At 53.7% G+C, this 19,823-nt stretch carries 16 protein-coding genes and 2 tRNA genes; 1 reads left to right on the forward strand and 17 read right to left on the reverse strand.

Annotated features, from left to right (window positions below):
- Positions 1-69: 69 nt before the first annotated feature.
- From ES815_RS07010 to ES815_RS07060, 11 genes are all read right to left on the reverse strand, one after another.
- On the reverse strand, positions 70-1,995 hold the full coding sequence (locus tag ES815_RS07010) for a DEAD/DEAH family ATP-dependent RNA helicase (protein ID WP_142487231.1): 1,926 nt from the start codon (positions 1,993-1,995) through the stop codon (positions 70-72).
- Entirely contained in the window at positions 1,988-2,068 is an 81-nt protein-coding gene (gene yrbN, locus ES815_RS24125) for a protein YrbN (RefSeq protein WP_138370335.1), read from the reverse strand. Before yrbN ends, ES815_RS07010 begins: the two co-directional genes overlap by 8 nt.
- Positions 2,069-2,178: 110 nt before the next feature.
- Positions 2,179-3,063, reverse strand: a complete 885-nt coding sequence (gene nlpI / locus ES815_RS07020) for a lipoprotein NlpI (RefSeq protein ID WP_142487232.1) — start codon at positions 3,061-3,063, stop codon at positions 2,179-2,181.
- A 110-nt stretch (positions 3,064-3,173) separates the two neighbouring features.
- The gene (gene pnp / locus ES815_RS07025; RefSeq protein WP_142487233.1) at positions 3,174-5,306 is read right to left on the reverse strand and encodes a polyribonucleotide nucleotidyltransferase; all 2,133 of its coding nucleotides are present in this window, start codon (positions 5,304-5,306) and stop codon (positions 3,174-3,176) included.
- A 241-nt stretch (positions 5,307-5,547) separates the two neighbouring features.
- Positions 5,548-5,817, reverse strand: coding sequence for a 30S ribosomal protein S15 (rpsO, locus tag ES815_RS07030; RefSeq protein WP_032614416.1), 270 nt, complete (start codon positions 5,815-5,817; stop codon positions 5,548-5,550).
- Positions 5,818-5,969: 152 nt separating this feature from the next.
- Positions 5,970-6,914, reverse strand: a complete 945-nt coding sequence (gene truB / locus ES815_RS07035; RefSeq protein ID WP_142487234.1) for a tRNA pseudouridine(55) synthase TruB — start codon at positions 6,912-6,914, stop codon at positions 5,970-5,972.
- Positions 6,914-7,315, reverse strand: coding sequence for a 30S ribosome-binding factor RbfA (gene rbfA, locus ES815_RS07040; protein WP_039031654.1), 402 nt, complete (start codon positions 7,313-7,315; stop codon positions 6,914-6,916). The genes truB and rbfA overlap by 1 nt, the downstream gene beginning before the upstream one ends.
- Positions 7,316-7,419: 104 nt before the next feature.
- Positions 7,420-10,110, reverse strand: coding sequence for a translation initiation factor IF-2 (infB, locus tag ES815_RS07045; protein WP_142487235.1), 2,691 nt, complete (start codon positions 10,108-10,110; stop codon positions 7,420-7,422).
- A 24-nt stretch (positions 10,111-10,134) separates the two neighbouring features.
- On the reverse strand, positions 10,135-11,622 hold the full coding sequence (gene nusA / locus ES815_RS07050; RefSeq protein ID WP_142487236.1) for a transcription termination factor NusA: 1,488 nt from the start codon (positions 11,620-11,622) through the stop codon (positions 10,135-10,137).
- Between the two features lie 27 nt (positions 11,623-11,649).
- Complete coding sequence (gene rimP, locus ES815_RS07055; RefSeq protein WP_142487237.1) at positions 11,650-12,102, reverse strand: ribosome maturation factor RimP; 453 nt, start codon at positions 12,100-12,102, stop codon at positions 11,650-11,652.
- Positions 12,103-12,309: 207 nt separating this feature from the next.
- Positions 12,310-12,386: transfer RNA gene (locus tag ES815_RS07060), tRNA-Met, on the reverse strand.
- A gap of 286 nt (positions 12,387-12,672) precedes the next feature.
- Here ES815_RS07060 and argG point away from each other — a divergent pair.
- The gene (argG, locus tag ES815_RS07065) at positions 12,673-14,019 is read left to right on the forward strand and encodes an argininosuccinate synthase (protein ID WP_142487238.1); all 1,347 of its coding nucleotides are present in this window, start codon (positions 12,673-12,675) and stop codon (positions 14,017-14,019) included.
- A gap of 146 nt (positions 14,020-14,165) precedes the next feature.
- Here the strand turns inward: argG and ES815_RS07070 are convergent.
- From ES815_RS07070 to rlmE, 6 genes are all read right to left on the reverse strand, one after another.
- Positions 14,166-14,252 (reverse strand) — tRNA-Leu (locus ES815_RS07070).
- 13 nt (positions 14,253-14,265) lie between these two features.
- Positions 14,266-14,598 (reverse strand): preprotein translocase subunit SecG, encoded by a 333-nt coding sequence (gene secG, locus ES815_RS07075; protein WP_032614427.1) that lies wholly within the window; start codon positions 14,596-14,598, stop codon positions 14,266-14,268.
- A 221-nt stretch (positions 14,599-14,819) separates the two neighbouring features.
- Positions 14,820-16,157, reverse strand: a complete 1,338-nt coding sequence (glmM, locus tag ES815_RS07080; protein ID WP_142487239.1) for a phosphoglucosamine mutase — start codon at positions 16,155-16,157, stop codon at positions 14,820-14,822.
- Positions 16,150-16,998, reverse strand: a complete 849-nt coding sequence (gene folP, locus ES815_RS07085) for a dihydropteroate synthase (RefSeq protein ID WP_142487240.1) — start codon at positions 16,996-16,998, stop codon at positions 16,150-16,152. Before folP ends, glmM begins: the two co-directional genes overlap by 8 nt.
- A 94-nt stretch (positions 16,999-17,092) precedes the next feature.
- Complete coding sequence (gene ftsH / locus ES815_RS07090; RefSeq protein ID WP_142487241.1) at positions 17,093-19,027, reverse strand: ATP-dependent zinc metalloprotease FtsH; 1,935 nt, start codon at positions 19,025-19,027, stop codon at positions 17,093-17,095.
- A 102-nt stretch (positions 19,028-19,129) separates the two neighbouring features.
- Positions 19,130-19,756, reverse strand: a complete 627-nt coding sequence (gene rlmE, locus ES815_RS07095; protein ID WP_032614435.1) for a 23S rRNA (uridine(2552)-2'-O)-methyltransferase RlmE — start codon at positions 19,754-19,756, stop codon at positions 19,130-19,132.
- Between the last annotated feature and the right edge of the window lie 67 nt (positions 19,757-19,823).

Below are 19,823 nucleotides of genomic sequence, written 5' to 3' on the forward strand. Positions count from 1 at the left end.
AGGGAATAAAAAAAGCCCCGATAACAATATCGGGGCTGTATATTTTACTTTACGACTGAAGCGTAAGGCTTACGCGTCACGACGACGGGCTGGAGCACCGCCATCTTCACGACGTGGGCCGCGGCTTTCGCGACGCTCACCGCTGAAACGACCTGCACCTGGTGCAGCGCCTTCACGACGAGGACCACGGCCGCCTTCACGACGCTCACCGCCACCGAAACCACGGCCAGCAGGACGATCGCCCTCACGACGCGGACCACGGTCCGGACGCGGCTGAGCATCACCCAGCAGCTGCATGTTCATCGGCTTGTTCAGGATGCGGGTACGGGTAAAGTGCTGCAGAACCTCGCCCGGCATACCTTTTGGCAGCTCGATGGTGGAGTGGGTACCAAACAGCTTGATGTTACCGATGTAACGGCTGCTGATGTCGCCTTCGTTAGCGATCGCGCCAACAATGTGACGAACTTCAACACCGTCATCACGGCCCACTTCAATGCGGTACAGTTCCATTTCGCCAGCGTCACGACGTTCGCGACGCGGACGGTCTTCACCACCACGCTCTGGACGGTCGCCACGTGGGCCACGATCGTTGCGGTCATTACGGTCGCCACGACGTTCGAAACGATCGTCACGGTCACGGAATTCACGCTTAGGACGCATCGGTGCATCTGGTGGCACGATCAGGGAACGTTCACCCTGAGCCATCTTCAGCAGAGCGGCAGCCAGCGTTTCCATATCCAGCTCTTCGCCTTCAGCGGTTGGCTGGATCTGCGCCAGCAGCGCACGGTACTGATCCAGATCGCTGCTTTCCAGCTGCTGCTGTACTTTCGCGGCGAATTTTTCCAGGCGGCGTTTGCCCAGCAGATCTGCGTTAGGCAGGTCAGCTTCTGGAATGGTCAGCTTCATGGTGCGTTCGATGTTGCGCAGCAGACGACGCTCGCGGTTCTCAACGAACAGCAGCGCACGGCCCGCACGACCTGCACGACCGGTACGGCCGATACGGTGAACGTAAGACTCGGAGTCCATCGGGATGTCATAGTTAACAACCAGGCTGATACGCTCAACGTCCAGACCACGTGCTGCCACGTCGGTTGCAATCAGGATATCCAGACGACCGTCTTTCAGACGCTCCAGAGTCTGCTCACGCAGAGCCTGGTTCATGTCGCCGTTCAGCGCGGCGCTGTTGTAGCCGCTACGCTCCAGGGCTTCAGCCACTTCCAGGGTCGCATTTTTGGTACGAACGAAGATGATCGCCGCATCAAAATCTTCTGCTTCCAGGAAACGAACCAGCGCTTCATTTTTACGCATGCCGTATACAGACCAGTAGCTCTGGCTGATGTCCGGGCGAGTGGTTACGCTGGACTGGATACGCACTTCCTGCGGATCCTTCATGAAGCGACGGGTAATACGACGGATCGCTTCCGGCATGGTTGCAGAGAACAGAGCGGTCTGATGACCTTCCGGGATCTGCGCCATAATGGTTTCTACGTCTTCGATGAAGCCCATGCGGAGCATTTCGTCAGCTTCATCCAGCACCAGACCGCTCAGTTTAGAGAGATCCAGCGTACCGCGTTTCAGGTGATCCAGCAGACGACCCGGCGTACCGACGACAATCTGTGGGCCCTGACGCAGGGCGCGTAACTGCACGTCATAACGCTGGCCGCCGTACAGGGCAACCACGTTTACGCCGCGCATATGTTTAGAGAATTCAGTCATCGCTTCCGCAACCTGAACAGCCAGTTCACGGGTCGGAGCGAGTACGAGGATCTGCGGTGCACGCAGGTCCGGATCGATGTTATTCAGCAGCGGCAGCGAGAACGCTGCAGTTTTACCGCTACCAGTCTGGGCCATGCCCAGCACGTCACGACCAGAGAGCAGATGTGGGATACATTCTGCCTGGATCGGAGATGGTTTTTCGTAACCCAGATCGTTAAGGGATTCAAGGATAGGAGCCTTCAGGCCCAGATCTGCAAAAGTGGTTTCGAATTCAGCCATGTAGTACGAGTGCCTCAATGTCAATGGCGGCCAGTCTACATAACTCATCGTGAAAATTTTCGGTAATTTTCATTGAAAGTGTGAACCGGCTCAAAGTAGGTGTATTGACGAACAACAACGCCCTCACCCGTTAAGATGATGGCAATCAAAAAAATGATTACGGGCTGATGTTTATGTCGTCAGCTATTGCTGGTCCGATTCTGCCAGGTCGTCATGCTCCTGGCCCAAGAGCGATAATTCCAACAATGCATAACGGTGCTCAACATAGTTGTGTACGTTGTTAGCAACCGCTAATTTGAACAGTGCCGTGGCGCTGTCCATATCCCCCAGACTTAGGTAGTACTTACCTAAATAGAAGTTGGTTTCACTGAGATGCTCAGCGAGCGAGGTGTTATCCGTTGCGTCTGCCTTGAGCCTTTCCATCAGCGTTGCTTCACTGATGTTGCCCAGGTAGAACTCGACAATATTCCATCCCCACTGTGCCTTGTCCGATTTTTCGAAGCGTTGGTTTAACGCGTCTTTGGCCTGCTTCGCATCGAGCTTCTGCTCAACAAGGTAAAGCCACAGGCTACGGAAAGGGTCGTTAGGATCGTCTTGATAAAACGCCAGCAGATCATCTTGCGCTAACTTGTCACGACCGCCGTAATACAGGGCGATCCCGCGATTCAAGTGCGCGTAGTTGTAAGTTGGATCAAGCTCAAGTACAGAATCAAACGCTTCATAGGCAGCATCAAAATTGCCTGCCTGCGTTAAATAAATGCCTAAGTAGTTGAATACTTCCGGCATATCCGGTCGGATCGCCAACGCTTGTGAAAAATCATTTCGCGCCAGTGCCCTCAGACCGAGACTATCATACAACACTCCGCGCTCATATAAAAGCTGTGCGCGTTCGTCATCGGTTAAAGCCCGACTGGCAAGAATTTGTTCCATGCGTGCCAGAATCACTTCCTGCTGCAAAGTCGGTTGCAGTGGCACTGCGAGGACTTCACTTTTACGCCAGGCAGAGTTGCTGCATCCTGCCAGCGTCAAAGCTGTCGCAACGAAACACCAGCGCAGAAAAGGCTTCATTTCCCACTCCCGAAGACAACTATTGGATGAACGTCCTGTCCCCCGGCGGCTCAACAAGGCGTCCTGCCTGATAACAAGCCCCCCGCTTGCGCGGAGGGCAAACAGCAACCTTACTCGCCCTGTTCTGCTGCCGGAGCTTCCGGTGCAGCGGCAGATGACTGCTCAGTCGCTTCTTTAATGCTCAGACGGATACGGCCCTGACGGTCAACTTCCAGAACTTTAACCGGAACTTCCTGACCCATCTGCAGGTAATCGGTCACTTTCTCAACGCGCTTGTCAGCGATCTGAGAGATGTGAACCAGACCTTCTTTACCGCCACCGATGGCAACGAATGCGCCAAAGTCAACGATACGGGTCACTTTACCGCTGTAGATACGGCCCACTTCGATCTCTGCGGTGATCTCTTCGATACGACGGATAGCAAATTTCGCTTTCTCGCCGTCGGTCGCTGCGATCTTCACAGTACCGTCATCTTCGATTTCGATGGTGGTGCCGGTCTCTTCGGTCAGAGCACGGATAACAGAACCGCCTTTACCGATAACGTCTTTGATCTTGTCCGGGCTGATCTTGATGGTGTGGATACGTGGTGCGAACTGAGAAATGTCGCCACGTGGCGCGTTAATCGCCTGTTCCATCACGCTCAGGATGTGCAGACGTGCACCTTTCGCCTGGTTCAGCGCAGCATGCATGATCTCTTTGGTGATGCCTTCAATTTTGATATCCATCTGCAGGGCAGAGATACCTTCGCGGGAACCCGCAACTTTGAAGTCCATATCACCCAGGTGATCTTCGTCGCCCAGGATGTCAGACAGAACAACGTAGTTGTCGCCTTCTTTCACCAGACCCATCGCGATACCCGCAACGGCAGCTTTCACCGGAACACCCGCGTCCATCAGTGCCAGAGAAGCACCACACACGGAAGCCATGGAAGAAGAACCGTTAGATTCGGTGATTTCAGAAACCACGCGAACGGTGTACGGGAATTTATCAGCATCTGGCATAACAGCCAGAACACCGCGCTTCGCCAGACGACCGTGACCAATTTCACGACGCTTCGGCGAACCTACCATACCGGTCTCACCAACGGAGTACGGAGGGAAGTTGTAGTGGAACAGGAAGCTGTCAGTGCGCTCGCCCATCAGTTCGTCGATGTTCTGTGCGTCACGGGCAGTACCCAGGGTCGCAGTAACCAGCGCCTGAGTTTCACCACGGGTGAACAGTGCGGAACCGTGAGTACGTGGCAGAACGCCAGTACGCACATCCAGACCACGGATCATGTCTTTTTCACGGCCATCGATACGCGGCTCGCCAGCCAGAACGCGGCTACGAACAACGTTTTTCTCGATAGCGTGCAGAATTTCGCTCAGCTCGTTCGCGTCCAGGGACTCATCTTCTGCAACCAGCGTAGCGATGGTTTCAGATTTGATGACGTCAACCTGAGCATAACGCTCTTGTTTGTCGGTGATGCGGTAAGCATCGCTCAGACGTGATTCAGCCTGGGCAGCAACGCGCGCGTTCAGCGCTTCGTTAACCGCTTCTGGCTGCCAGTCCCAACGTGGTTTACCGGCTTCTTTCACCAGATCGTTGATGTTCTGGATAACGATCTGCTGCTGCTCGTGGCCAAAGACCACCGCGCCCAGCATCTGGTCTTCGCTCAGCAGTTCTGCTTCGGATTCAACCATCAGTACCGCCGCTTCTGTACCCGCAACAACCAGGTCCAGCTTGCTCTCTTTCAGCTCGTCCTGAGTCGGGTTCAGAACGTACTGGTCGTTGATGTAACCCACGCGAGCAGAACCAATTGGACCGTTGAATGGAATACCAGACAGGGACAGGGCTGCAGATGCGCCGATCATCGCCACGATGTCCGGGTTAACCTGTGGGTTAACGGAAACAACGGTCGCGATAACCTGAACTTCGTTAACGAAGCCTTCCGGGAACAGCGGGCGAACCGGGCGGTCAATCAGACGCGCAATCAGGGTTTCGCCTTCGCTTGGACGGCCTTCACGACGGAAGAAGCCACCCGGGATTTTACCGGCAGCGTAGGTACGCTCCTGGTAGTTAACGGTCAGAGGGAAGAAGTCCTGACCTGGTTTTGCTTTTTTCTGGCCAACCACGGTTACGAATACCGCGGTGTCATCCATGCTTACCATAACGGCAGCAGTAGCCTGACGCGCCATCATGCCGGTTTCCAGCGTGACGGTGTGCTGACCGTACTGGAATTTACGAACGATCGGATTCAGCAAGATTCTGTCCTTTCTTAAATGAATGACAGCACACCAGAGGCGTGCTGACGTTTAACCGGACCTTCTTCGCATCCTCGCGACTAATGACAACCGACACCCCCATGGGTGAAGCCTCTCATTAGCCGCGCGAACCTCTGCAATGAAGATCATTTATAGCAACAATACATTAGTTTCCAGTGAATTGCTGCGGTCTGGTTGAAAAAAGGGGCCATAAGGCCCCCTTTTCTGAAACTCGCAAGACTTAGCGACGCAGGCCCAGACGCTCGATCAGCGCGGTGTAGCGTGCAACATCTTTACGTTTCAGGTAGTCGAGCAGTTTACGACGCTGAGAAACCATGCGCAGCAGACCACGACGGCTGTGGTGATCTTTTTTGTGCTCTGCAAAGTGACCCTGCAGGTGGTTAATCTGTGCAGTCAGCAGTGCAACCTGAACTTCAGTAGAACCGCTGTCGTTAGCATCACGACCAAACTCAGAAACGATTTTAGCTTTAGCTTCAACGCTTAGAGACATTTTAAAACTCCAAAGTATAAAGAATGAAAGGATGCCGATCTCTAATTCAGCTATCCCATGTATAACGCTTGCCAATTGTTAAACAATTCACCAGACGTTAAGCGGCAATATTCTACCCGCCTCCCCTGCTTATCGCAAGGTAAGGCGTCAGCTTATGCCGGATATTCGACCACCAGACGGCGCGGTGCAACACGACCTTCGTCGTCGATTTCACCCATGCCGATATAGGTGTTGTCATCGCCTTCGGTAACGCGTACCAGCCCCTGATGAGGGACGTCAGTGGTGCGCACCGGATTACCATTTTTAAAGTAAACAGACGAGGTTAACGGCAAATTGACCACCGGATAGTCCGAAGCTGGACTGTCCATCGGCATCAGCAGTGGGTCCAGCAGATCGGCTGCATCGATACCCTGCACCTGTGCCTGCTCAACCAGCGCCTGCAGCTGCTCCAGCGTCACCATCCGTTCCGCCGGATACTTACTGACCGCCAGACGACGCAGATAGATCACGTGTGCGCCACAGCCCAGCTTCTCGCCCAGATCGTCAATGATAGTACGGATATAAGTGCCTTTTGAGCAGTGAACTTCCAGCTCCAGCTCATCACCTTCGTGGCGAATGAACAGCAGCTCGTACACCGTAATCGGGCGGGCTTCACGCGGCACCTCGATACCCTGGCGCGCATACTCGTAGAGTTTTTTGCCCTGATATTTCAGTGCTGAATACATCGACGGCACCTGCTCGGTGTCGCCGCGGAAACTCTCCAGTGCAGCTTCAAGCTGTTCAGCGCTGAACGTTACCGGACGCTCTTCTACGACCTGACCATCCGCATCGGAGGTATCCGTGCGCTGGCCCAGCCTTGCAATCACGCGGTAGCGTTTGTCAGAATCCAGCAGGTACTGGGAAAACTTCGTCGCTTCACCCAGGCAAACCGGCAGCATGCCGGTCGCCAGCGGATCCAGCGCACCGGTATGACCGGCACGGTTAGCATTGTAGAGACGTTTTACTTTTTGCAGCACGTCGTTACTGGAAGCACCCTGGTGCTTATCCAGCAGCAGCACGCCGTGCACGTCGCGACCGCGACGACGAGGACGACTCATCAGTCCTCCTTTTTATCGTCCGGGTTCACACGACGCTCATCATCCTGCTTCACCACGCTGGTGACCAGGTTGGACATGCGCATCCCTTCAACCAGTGAGTTGTCGTAGAAGAAGGTCAGTTCCGGCACGATACGCAGGCGCATGGCTTTGCCCAGCAGAGAGCGGATAAAACCGGAGGCATCCTGCAGGGCTTTGATGCCCAGCTTAACCGCGGCTTCATCCTGATCGTTCAGGAAGGTCACGAACACTTTGGCATAGGCCAGATCGCGGGACACTTCAACACCGGACACCGTCGTCATCATGCCCAGGCGTGGGTCTTTAATTTCGCGCTGCAGGATGATTGCGATCTCTTTTTGCATCTCCTGGGCAACGCGCTGTGGGCGACCAAATTCTTTCGCCATAATAAATTCTCCAGACAAAAAAGGGGCTCTTAGCCCCTTTTTATTAATTCTTGCCGGGTGGCGCGAGGCGATCCCGGCTTACATGTGGACTTATCCGCAGGGGATTAGTCGATGCTGCGTTGGATCTCGATGATCTCGAACACTTCGATCATATCGCCAACGCGAACGTCGTTGTAGTTCTTCACGCCGATACCACATTCCATGCCGTTACGGACTTCGTTAACGTCATCTTTGAAGCGGCGCAGGGATTCCAGCTCGCCTTCATAGATAACCACGTTGTCACGCAGGACGCGGATTGGGTTGTGACGCTTGATGTTACCTTCGGTAACCATACAGCCCGCGATCGCACCGAATTTCGGTGATTTGAACACATCACGTACTTCAGCCAGACCGATGATCTGCTGTTTCAGTTCCGGAGACAGCATGCCGCTCATCGCCGCTTTCACTTCGTCGATCAGGTGATAGATGACGGAGTAGTAACGCAGATCCAGGCTTTCCGATTCGATCACGCGACGCGCCGAAGCATCGGCACGGACGTTGAAGCCAACCAGAATTGCGTTGGACGCTGCAGCCAGGGTTGCGTCGGTTTCGGTGATACCACCTACGCCAGAACCGATGATCTTCACTTTCACTTCGTCGGTAGACAGTTTCAGTAAAGAGTCGGAGATCGCTTCCACAGAACCCTGCACGTCCGCCTTCAGAACGACGTTCACTTCGTGAACTTCGCCTTCGGTCATGTTGGCAAACATGTTCTCGAGTTTAGATTTCTGCTGGCGAGCCAGTTTGACTTCACGGAATTTGCCCTGACGGTACAGCGCAACTTCACGCGCTTTCTTCTCGTCACGGACAACGGTCACTTCATCACCGGCAGCCGGAACACCGGACAGGCCCAGGATTTCCACAGGAATGGACGGACCTGCTTCCAGAACTTCACGACCCAGTTCGTCGCGCATTGCACGAACACGGCCATATTCGAAGCCACACAGCACGATGTCGCCTTTGTTCAGGGTACCTTCACGTACCAGAACGGTAGCAACCGGGCCACGACCTTTGTCCAGGAAGGACTCGATCACCGCGCCGCTTGCCATACCATTGCGAACCGCTTTCAGCTCCAGAACTTCAGCCTGCAGCAGGATAGCGTTCAGCAGGTCATCAATACCGGTACCCACTTTTGCAGAAACCGGGATGAACTGAGACTCGCCGCCCCACTCTTCCGGCATAACGCCGTACTGGGACAGTTCGTTTTTAACGCGATCCATGTCCGCTTCTGGCTTATCGATTTTGTTCACTGCAACAACCAGAGGCACCTGCGCCGCTTTTGCGTGCTGGATAGCTTCGATTGTCTGCGGCATCACGCCATCGTCTGCTGCTACCACCAGAACAACGATATCCGTTGCCTGCGCACCACGAGCACGCATAGAGGTAAACGCGGCGTGGCCCGGGGTATCCAGGAAGGTGATCATCCCGTTGTCGGTTTCTACGTGGTAGGCACCGATGTGCTGGGTAATGCCGCCTGCTTCGCCGGAGGCCACTTTCGTGGAACGAATGTAGTCCAGCAGAGAGGTTTTACCGTGGTCAACGTGACCCATGATGGTCACAACCGGTGCACGCGGCTCAGCGGCTGCGCCAGTGTCACGGTCGCTCATTACCGCTTCTTCCAGCTCGTTTTCACGACGCAGGATAACTTTGTGGCCCATCTCTTCGGCAACCAGCTGTGCGGTTTCCTGGTCGATAACTTGGTTGATGGTCGCCATAGCGCCCAGCTTCATCATCGCTTTGATGACCTGAGAGCCTTTAACGGCCATCTTGTTAGCCAGATCGCCAACGGTGATGGTTTCGCCAATGATTACGTCACGGTTAACGGCCTGAGCTGGCTTCTGGAAGCCTTGCTGCAGCGCGGAACCTTTACGCTTGCCGCCTTTACCGCCGCGACCCGCTGCACGCGCTTCTTCACGATCGGCTTTGGATTCAGCGTGCTTGTTGCCTTTCTTCTGAGGACGGGCAGTTTTCGATGCGGTGCGGGTACGGCCACGGCCACCTTCAACCTCACGGTCGTTTTCGTCTTCTGCCTGGCGCGCGTGCTGAGAAGTGGTTACGTGGTAATCACTGGTGTCTTCTGTCTGCTCAACAGGATTAACACCATTCTTCTCGTTTTCTTCTGCCATACGGCGCGCTTCTTCAGCAACACGACGTGCGTCTTCTTCCAGCTTACGGCGAGCTTCTTCTTCCGCTTTACGCTTCAGTTCAGCTGCTTCATTTTCACGACGGGCTTTTTCCGTCTGGGCTGTTTTGGTCATTTCGTCAGTCTGTTGATTGCTCACTTTGTCTTTTTCCGCCGCGTCACGCTTCGCTTTATCACTGGCATCGCGCTTCGCTTTTTCTGCGGCCTCACGTTCAGCTTTTAATTCTGCCTCACGCTTGGCAGTTGCTTCTGCCTCACGCTGAGCTTGTTCTTCCGCTTCACGCTGTGCCTGCTCTTCCGCGGCAAGGCGTTCTGCCTCTTGCGGATCACGTTTTACAAAGGTGCGCGTCTTGCGGACTTCGATTTGTACCGATTTGCTTTTTCCACCGGTACCTGGAACATTTAACGTACTGCGCGTTTTACGCTGTAACGTCAGTTTATCAGGCGCTGAACCGTGTTCACGGTTCAGGTGCGATAATAAGGTTTGTTTCTCTTGCGCGGTCACTGAGTCATCAGCGGACTTCGGGATCCCTGCATCAGCAAATTGCTGTACCAGGCGGTCCACGGAAGTCTGAATCTCAGCAGCCAGCGTTTTTACAGTTACATCAGTCATGCTGTTCCTTCCTGCTACAGTTTATTACGCTTCGTCGCCGAACCAGCAAATATTACGTGCGGCCATGATGAGCTCGCCGGCTTTCTCGTCGGTTAAACCTTCGATATCAGCCAGGTCATCAACGCCTTGTTCAGCGAGATCTTCCAGCGTACAAACACCACGGGCAGCCAGCTTGAACGCAATCGCACGATCAAGACCTTCCAGATTCAGCAGGTCATCAGCCGGCTTGTTATCACCAAGGCTTTCTTCCTGAGCCAGTGCCAGGGTGGTCAGTGCGTTTTTAGCGCGGTCACGCAGGGCTTCAACGGTTGCTTCATCCAGACCGTCAATTTCCAGCAGTTCTTTCATTGGCACATAGGCCAACTCTTCCAGCGTTGAGAAACCTTCTTCAACCAGAACGGTGGCGAAGTCTTCGTCAATGTCCAGGTACTTAGTGAAGGTATCAATGGCTGCATGGGCTTCTGCCTGATGCTTAGCCTGCAGGTCGTCAACGGTCATTACGTTGAGTTCCCAACCGCTCAGCTGTGAAGCCAGACGGACGTTCTGACCGTTACGGCCGATAGCCTGCGCCAGGTTACCTGCTTCAACGGCGATATCCATGGTGTGCTTGTCTTCGTCTACTACGATAGACGCTACATCAGCCGGTGCCATCGCGTTAATCACGAACTGCGCCGGGTTGTCGTCCCACAGAACGATATCAATACGCTCGCCGCCGAGTTCAGTCGAAACAGCCTGAACGCGCGCGCCACGCATACCGACGCAAGCACCTACCGGATCGATACGCTTATCGTTGGTTTTCACCGCGATTTTCGCACGGGAACCCGGATCGCGGGCAGCGGCTTTAATCTCAATCACTTCTTCGCCAATTTCTGGCACTTCAATGCGGAACAGTTCGATCAGCATTTCAGGTTTAGAACGGGTTACGAACAGCTGTGCGCCACGTGCTTCTGGACGCACGGAGTACAGTACGCCACGAATGCGGTCACCCGGGCGGAAGTTTTCGCGCGGCAGCATATCTTCACGCAGAATAACTGCTTCGGCGTTGCTACCCAGATCCAGGGAGATGTTGTCGCGGTTAACTTTTTTCACCACGCCGGTAATGATCTCGCCTTCGTGCTCGCGGAACTGGTCAACGACCATGGCGCGCTCAGCTTCACGTACTTTCTGAACGATAACCTGTTTAGCAGTCTGGGTGGTGATACGGTCGAAGGTTACGGATTCGATCTGATCTTCAACGTAATCGTCGAGGTTCAGGCTTTCGTCTTCGAAACGTGCCGCTTCCAGGGTGATCTCTTTCGTAGGCTGGGTGACTTCTTCAACAATAACCCAACGACGGAATGTATCGAAGTCGCCGCTTTTGCGATCGATTTCAACGCGGACATCGATCTCTTGTTCGTATTTTTTCTTGGTTGCCGTAGCCAGTGCACTTTCCAGCGCTTCGAAAATCTTCTCGCGCGGCAGTGATTTTTCGTTGGAAACGGCTTCAACAACAGCCAAAATTTCTTTGTTCATCGCGGGCTTTTCACCTCATCCAGACTGTTAAAAGTGGGGAACCAGGTTCGCCTTCTGGATATTACTCAGCGCGAACACTTCATCTTTGCCTTCGACTGTTACTGTGATCATCTCACCATCAACGGCCTTAATAACGCCCTGCCATTTACGGCGGTTTTGTACAGCCATACGCAGAACGAGAGCCGCCTCTTCACCAATGTAGTGAGTGTAGTGTTCAGCAGTGAACAGCGGGCGATGCAGACCAGGCGAGGAAACTTCCAGGTTATAGGCGACGGTAATAGGATCTTCAACATCAAGAACCGCACTCACCTGGTGGCTAACATCAGCACAATCATCAACATTGATGCCATCTTCACTATCAATATAGATGCGCAGCGTGGATGTACGGCTGCGAATGAATTCGATGCCGACCAGTTCGTAGCCCAGTGCTTCGACTGGTGCTTTAATCATCTCTGTTAATTTTTGGTCTAATGTGGACAAGCCCACCCCCAAGACGTAAAAAAAGGGCATAAAGCCCAGTTATTCTGTAGTCAGATAACAAAAAACCCCGATAAATCGGGGCTTTAGATAACTGAACCCTATAGCCACAACAGTGGCCTGGAGCACTTTCAAAAAGAATTTTTTCAAATCCAGCTACGAAGGCGCTAAGTCTTCACAGTATATTTGAAAAAGGACTTTATAGGAAAGTGGTTGCGGGGGCCGGATTTGAACCGACGACCTTCGGGTTATGAGCCCGACGAGCTACCAGGCTGCTCCACCCCGCGCCTGAAACGTGGCAAATTCTACTCGCTGTGGGTAAAAAATGCAAATAATGCTGGGATTTGGTACCGAGGACGGGACGTAAAATCGGCGTACAGTATATTGATAGTGGACGCCGCCTGTCAACCCTGTGAACCACAGCGATTCAGGCGGGAAATTTTTACAAAAAATACACGAATCACTTTCGGTACTTGCCAAAAGATGATTAAATGAAAACTCACTTATTCTGCATAAAAATGCATTTAGGGTGAAAGCGATCACTCATCAGTCAATCAAGCAGGGTTTTATTTTATGACGACGATTCTCAAGCATCTTCCGCAAGGACAACGTATTGGCATCGCTTTTTCAGGCGGCCTGGATACCAGCGCTGCACTGCTGTGGATGCGCCAGAAGGGAGCGGTTCCTTATGCATATACTGCGAACCTGGGTCAGCCGGATGAGGACGATTATGATGCGATCCCTCGTCGTGCCATGGAGTACGGTGCAGAGAACGCACGCCTGATTGACTGCCGTAAGCAGCTGGTTGCCGAAGGTATCGCTGCCATTCAGTGTGGCGCATTCCATAACACTACCGGCGGCCTGACCTATTTCAATACCACCCCGTTGGGCCGTGCCGTTACAGGCACCATGCTGGTTGCCGCGATGAAAGACGATGGCGTTAACATCTGGGGTGATGGCAGTACCTATAAAGGCAACGACATTGAGCGTTTCTACCGTTATGGCCTGCTGACTAACGCTGAACTGCAGATCTACAAGCCATGGCTGGATACTGACTTCATCGACGAACTCGGTGGCCGTCACGAAATGTCCGAATTTATGATCGCCTGTGGCTTTGACTACAAAATGTCAGTCGAGAAAGCTTACTCCACCGACTCCAACATGCTGGGTGCAACGCACGAAGCAAAAGACCTGGAATTCCTGAACTCCAGCGTGAAGATCGTTAACCCGATCATGGGCGTGAAGTTCTGGGACGAAAACGTCAAAATTCAGGCGGAAGAAGTGACCGTGCGTTTTGAACGCGGCCACCCGGTTGCCCTGAACGGCCAGACCTTCTCTGACGATGTGGAACTGATGCTGGAAGCAAACCGCATCGGCGGCCGTCATGGTCTGGGCATGAGCGATCAGATTGAAAACCGTATCATCGAAGCGAAAAGCCGTGGCATCTATGAAGCGCCGGGGATGGCGCTGCTGCACATCGCTTATGAGCGTCTGCTGACCGGTATTCACAACGAAGACACCATTGAGCAGTACCACTCTCATGGCCGTCAGTTGGGCAAACTGCTGTATCAGGGCCGTTGGTTCGATCCGCAGGCGCTGATGCTGCGTGATGCCCTGCAGCGTTGGGTGGCAAGCGCGATTACCGGTGAAGTGACCCTGGAACTGCGTCGCGGTAACGACTACTCGATTCTGAATACCGTGTCTGACAACCTGACCTATCAGGCAGAGCGTCTGACCATGGAAAAAGGCGAGTCCGTCTTCTCCCCGGACGATCGTATCGGTCAGCTGACCATGCGCAACCTGGATATCACCGATACTCGTGCCAAGCTGTTCACCTATACCGAGAACGGTCTGCTCTCCGTATCAACAGGTAACGGTCTGCCGCAGGTCGAGAATCTGGAAAACAGCGATAAGCAGTAATCGCGAACAAAAAATGCAAAAGGCGCCTGAGGGCGCCTTTTTTGTTGTTGTGTTTTCCCGGGCCCGGCAAGCATCGCACCGCCGGGCAATATCACAAACTACAGACGAAAAAAAAGACGTCTTGCGACGTCTTTTCTTCGGAATATTGGTACTGAGGATGGGACTCGAACCCACAAGCCCGTTAGGGCACTACCACCTCAAGGTAGCGTGTCTACCAATTCCACCACCTCAGCACTGTTACTTCTATTACTGTGGGATATCGCTGGTCGGCTTAGCCGGTGCAGCTGGCTGAGTCTGCTCGGATTTCGCCGGTGCACTCAGATTTTCCCACTCGCTTCCTTTACTGGTCTTGTTGCTGTTGATATTGCCAAGCGCCAGACTGATGATGAAAAACAGCGTTGCCAGAATCGCCGTTGCGCGGGTCATGAAGTTACCAGAACCACTTGAACCGAACAGCGTACCAGAAGCGCCTGCTCCAAAAGAGGCCCCCATATCAGCGCCTTTACCTTGCTGCAGCATAATCAACGCTACCAGAGCGATGGCTACAATAAGGAAAACTACCAAAAGAGCTTCGTACATAATCAACCTGTTCCTTGCGGATTTGCCGCATACCAATGCTTCAACCAATAAGCAGGAGTTTTGCTTTCCCACTGAAGCGGGTGTGAATACTAACCAAAGCGAATGACCTTCGCAAGGGCAATTTCAGCTCATTGTATCAAGTGCGGAAAAAAACAGCAAAACCGCAGCCACTGAGCAAAACAAAGGCGGCAAGCGCCGCCTTTTTAGACACTTAACGAGAATTATGCTGCTTTTACGGCATCGGCGATGCGATGCGCAAATTCAGTCACCTGCGCTTCGTCTTCCCCTTCCACCATCACGCGGATCAGCGGCTCGGTGCCAGACTTACGCAGCAGGACGCGGCCACGTGAGCCCAGGGCCGCTTCGACCTCAGCCATCACCGATTTAACATTGTCGTTTTCCAGCGGATCGCCTTTACCGGCCGTGAAGCGGACATTAACCAGGATCTGCGGGAACATTTTCATCCCGCTGCACAGATCGTGCAGGGACATATGGTTACGTACCATGGCCGCGACCACCTGCAGACTTGCCACTATGCCGTCACCGGTGGTGGTTTTGTCGAGCAGGATCACGTGACCGGAGTTTTCCGCACCGATGCGCCAGCCTTTCTCCTGCAGTTTTTCCAGCACGTAGCGATCGCCCACTTTCGCGCGCACAAACGGAATACCGAGTTGTTTAAGCGCCAGCTCCAGGCCCATGTTGCTCATCAACGTCCCGACGGCACCGCCGCGCAGCTGCCCCTGGCGCAGGCCTTCACGGGCAATGATATAGAGGATCTGATCCCCGTCGACCTTATTACCTTCGTGGTCAACCATGATCACACGGTCGCCGTCGCCGTCATAGGCGATGCCCAGATCGGCCTTCTCTGCCAGGACGCGCGCCTGCAGTGCGCGAACATCCGTAGCCCCCACTTCAGCGTTAATGTTCAGCCCGTTAGGTTCACAACCAATGGCCACAACCTGCGCACCCAGTTCGCGGAACACGTTTGGCGCGATGTGGTAGGTTGCACCGTTCGCGCAGTCGACCACGATTTTCAGATGGCTGAGGCTCAGCTCGTTCGGGAAAGTGCCTTTACAGAATTCAATGTAGCGGCCCGCAGCATCGACGATACGGCTGGCTTTACCCAGTTCAGCGGAGTCAACGCAGGTCAGCTCTTTTTCCATTTCCGCTTCGATGGCCTCTTCGACATCGTCCGGCAGTTTGGTGCCGTCGATTGAGAAGAATTTGATGCCGTTATCGTAGAACGGGTTATGAGATGCAGAGATTACAATTCCCGCTTCTGCGCGGAAGGCACGGGTGAGATAGGCTACGGCTGGCGTCGGCATTGGACCGGTAAAGGAGGCTGAGAGCCCCGCCGCGGAAAGACCCGCTTCCAGCGCCGATTCGAGCATATAGCCAGAGATACGCGTATCTTTGCCGATAATGATTTTGCGCGAGCCGTGGCTTGCCAGCACTTTGCCAGCCGCCCAGCCTAACTTCAGCACAAACTCAGGTGTGATTGGCGCATCGCCCACGCGTCCACGAATGCCGTCGGTACCAAAAAATTTACGATTACTCATAGCGGTTGTTTTCCTTAGCTGCCAGTGTGGCTTCCACCACTCGCATGGCTTCTGCTGTCTCTTTTACGTCATGGACGCGAATTATATGCGCTCCCTGCATCGCTGCAATGACCGCGCAGGCCAGACTCCCGTTCAGGCGGTCTGAAGGCCCAACGTTAAGCAACTGACCTACCATTGATTTTCGTGACATCCCGACCAGTAGCGGCAGGCCAAAATGGTGAAACTCAGATAAGCGCGCAAGAAGCTCGAAGTTATGAGAGAGATTTTTACCGAAACCGAATCCCGGGTCGAGCAGCAATTTCTCTTTTGAGATGCCGGCACGCTCACAACGCGCAATATGTTCAACAAAATAGCGGTTCACATCAGCAAACACGTCGTCATATTTCGGCGCATCCTGCATGGTTTTCGGCTGGCCCTGCATATGCATCAGACAAACCGGCAACCCAGTCTCTGCGGCGGCCTCAAGTGCCCCCGGCTCGGTAAGGGAGCGGATATCATTAATAATGTGAGCGCCCACTCTCGCTGATTCGCGAATGACCTCAGGTTTAGAGGTATCCACCGAGATCCAGACCTCAAAACGCTGCGCAAGGGCTTCGACCACCGGGATCACCCTGGACAACTCTTCGTCCACGCTGACATCAGCCGCGCCCGGTCGCGTCGACTCCCCGCCAACATCGATGATGGTCGCCCCGGCGTTGATCATCAGATTCGCATGTCTGACCGCCTCAATCAGCGTGTTATGCGTACCGCCATCGGAGAAAGAGTCTGGCGTGACGTTCAGGATCCCCATCACATGCGGATGAGTCAGATCGAGATAAGAATCCTGGGCGAAGAGTTTCATGGCAAATCCCTGAGTTTTTGGTTAAGCAGACAAGAAAAACCCCGGGGCAAGCCCCAGGGTTTCAGGTAAAGAGAACATCATCTACAGCGGTGACTTATTTGTCGCCCAACTGTTCTGACATGGTGTTGCCCGGGTTTGGCGTACGCGGTTCATCGACCGGACGCGGCGCACGTGGCGTGCCATTGTTGTCAGAGTTGTTGGACGTACCTGGATCTTCCCAACCCGCTGGCGGACGCACATCGCGGCGTGCCATCAGGTCGTCGATCTGCGGTGCATCGATAGTCTCATATTTCATGAGCGCATCTTTCATCGCGTGCAGGATATCCATATTGTCATTCAGGATCTGACGCGCGCGACCGTAGTTACGTTCAACGAGCGACTTCACTTCCTGGTCGATGATACGTGCTGTCTCATCGGACATATGCTTCGCTTTCGCCACGCTGCGGCCGAGGAAGACTTCGCCCTCTTCTTCCGCATAGAGCAGCGGCCCGAGTTTGTCGGAGAAGCCCCACTGGGTCACCATGTTACGCGCCAGGTTGGTCGCGACTTTAATGTCGTTGGACGCACCGGTCGAAACATGTTCCACACCGTAGATAATCTCTTCTGCCAGACGACCACCGTAGAGGGTTGAAATCTGACTTTCCAGTTTCTGACGGCTGGCGCTGATGGCATCGCCTTCCGGCAGGAAGAACGTTACGCCCAGCGCACGACCACGCGGAATAATCGTCACTTTATGCACCGGATCGTGTTCCGGCACCAGACGACCGATAATCGCATGACCTGCTTCGTGGTAAGCCGTGGACTCTTTCTGCGCTTCCGTCATCACCATAGAGCGACGTTCCGCACCCATCATGATTTTGTCTTTCGCTTTCTCGAACTCCACCATCGAGACCACACGCTTATTGCCGCGAGCAGCAAACAGTGCAGCTTCGTTCACCAGGTTAGCCAGATCGGCACCGGAGAAGCCCGGGGTACCGCGCGCAATAATTGCCGCATCGATGTCCGGAGACAGCGGTACGCGACGCATGTGCACTTTCAGGATCTGCTCACGACCACGAACGTCTGGCAGACCGACTACAACCTGACGGTCAAAACGGCCTGGACGCAGCAGCGCAGGGTCAAGAACGTCCGGACGGTTAGTTGCCGCGATAACGATAATGCCTTCGTTACCTTCGAAGCCATCCATCTCAACCAGCATCTGGTTCAGCGTCTGCTCACGTTCATCGTGACCACCGCCCAGGCCTGCGCCACGCTGGCGGCCTACGGCGTCGATTTCATCGATGAAGATGATGCACGGTGCAGCTTTCTTGGCCTGTTCGAACATGTCACGCACACGGGATGCACCAACACCAACGAACATTTCCACGAAGTCAGAACCGGAAATGGTAAAGAACGGTACCTTCGCTTCACCGGCGATAGCTTTCGCCAGCAGGGTTTTACCGGTACCAGGAGGACCTACCATCAGAACGCCTTTCGGGATCTTACCGCCCAGTTTCTGGAAACGGCTCGGCTCACGCAGGTATTCAACCAGTTCACCCACCTCTTCTTTTGCTTCATCGCAGCCTGCGACGTCAGCAAAAGTGGTTTTGATCTGGTCTTCCGTCAACATACGCGCCTTGCTCTTACCGAACGACATGGCACCTTTGCCACCGCCGCCCTGCATTTGACGCATAAAGAAGATCCAGACGCCGATAAGCAGCAGCATCGGGAACCAGGAAATGAAGATAGAAGCCAGCAGGCTTGGCTCTTCCGGCGGCTCACCTACCACCTTGACGTTTTTAGTCAGAAGGTTATCAAGCAGCTTAGGATCGTTCACCGGAATGTAAGTCGTGTAACGGTTACTATCTTTCTTGGTAACGTTGATCTCACGTCCGTTGATACGCGCTTCGCGAACCTGATCCTGGTTGACCTCTTGCAGGAAGGTAGAGTAGTCCACCTTACGGCCATTAGACTCGCTGGGCCCAAAGCTCTGGAATACTGACATCAGCACAACGGCAATGACCAGCCAGAGTATTAGGTTTTTCGCCATGTCACTCAAGGGATTAACCTCTTATTACAACTGTGTTAAAAACAGCGTCAGGATACTCTGTATCCGATTTATTTCAAACTTTCGCCTGAAATCCACCGGCTATCATTTTCGCCCGGTCGCTACAATATACACTTCACGTGAACGCGCACGTGAAGAGTCCGGCTTACGAACTTTGACCTTCGTAAACAGGGAGCGAATTTCCTTCAGATACTCCTCGAAACCTTCGCCCTGGAACACCTTCACTAAAAAACTACCACCCGGCGCTAATACATCACGACTCATTTCTAACGCCAGTTCTACCAGATACATGGAGCGAGGGATATCCACCGCCGGTGTTCCGCACATATTTGGCGCCATATCGGACATGACAACCTGAACTTTACTGTCACCTACCCGTTCAAGTAACGCTTTCAGTACTAATTCATCACGAAAATCGCCCTGAAGGAAGTCCACACCAACGATGGGATCCATAGGCAAAAGATCGCAGGCGATGATTCGGCCGGTTCCGCCGATTTGTGTCACCGCATATTGCGACCATCCACCGGGCGCTGCACCGAGGTCGACAACCGTCATCCCCGGCTTAAAGAGTTTGTCACTTTGCTGTATTTCATCAAGTTTAAACCAGGCACGGGAACGTAACCCCTTTTTCTGTGCCTGTAGAACATATTTATCGCTAAAGTGTTCCTGGAGCCAGCGGCTCGAGCTTGCAGAACGCTTTTTACCTGTCATTTAACTTTCCGTCCTGGTTCATCGTAGCCTGTGGTGTAAATTTCCACTCAGCAATTTGGCGATATTA

This window comes from Leclercia adecarboxylata, from assembly GCF_006874705.1.
Lineage (GTDB): Bacteria > Pseudomonadota > Gammaproteobacteria > Enterobacterales > Enterobacteriaceae > Enterobacter > Enterobacter adecarboxylatus_C.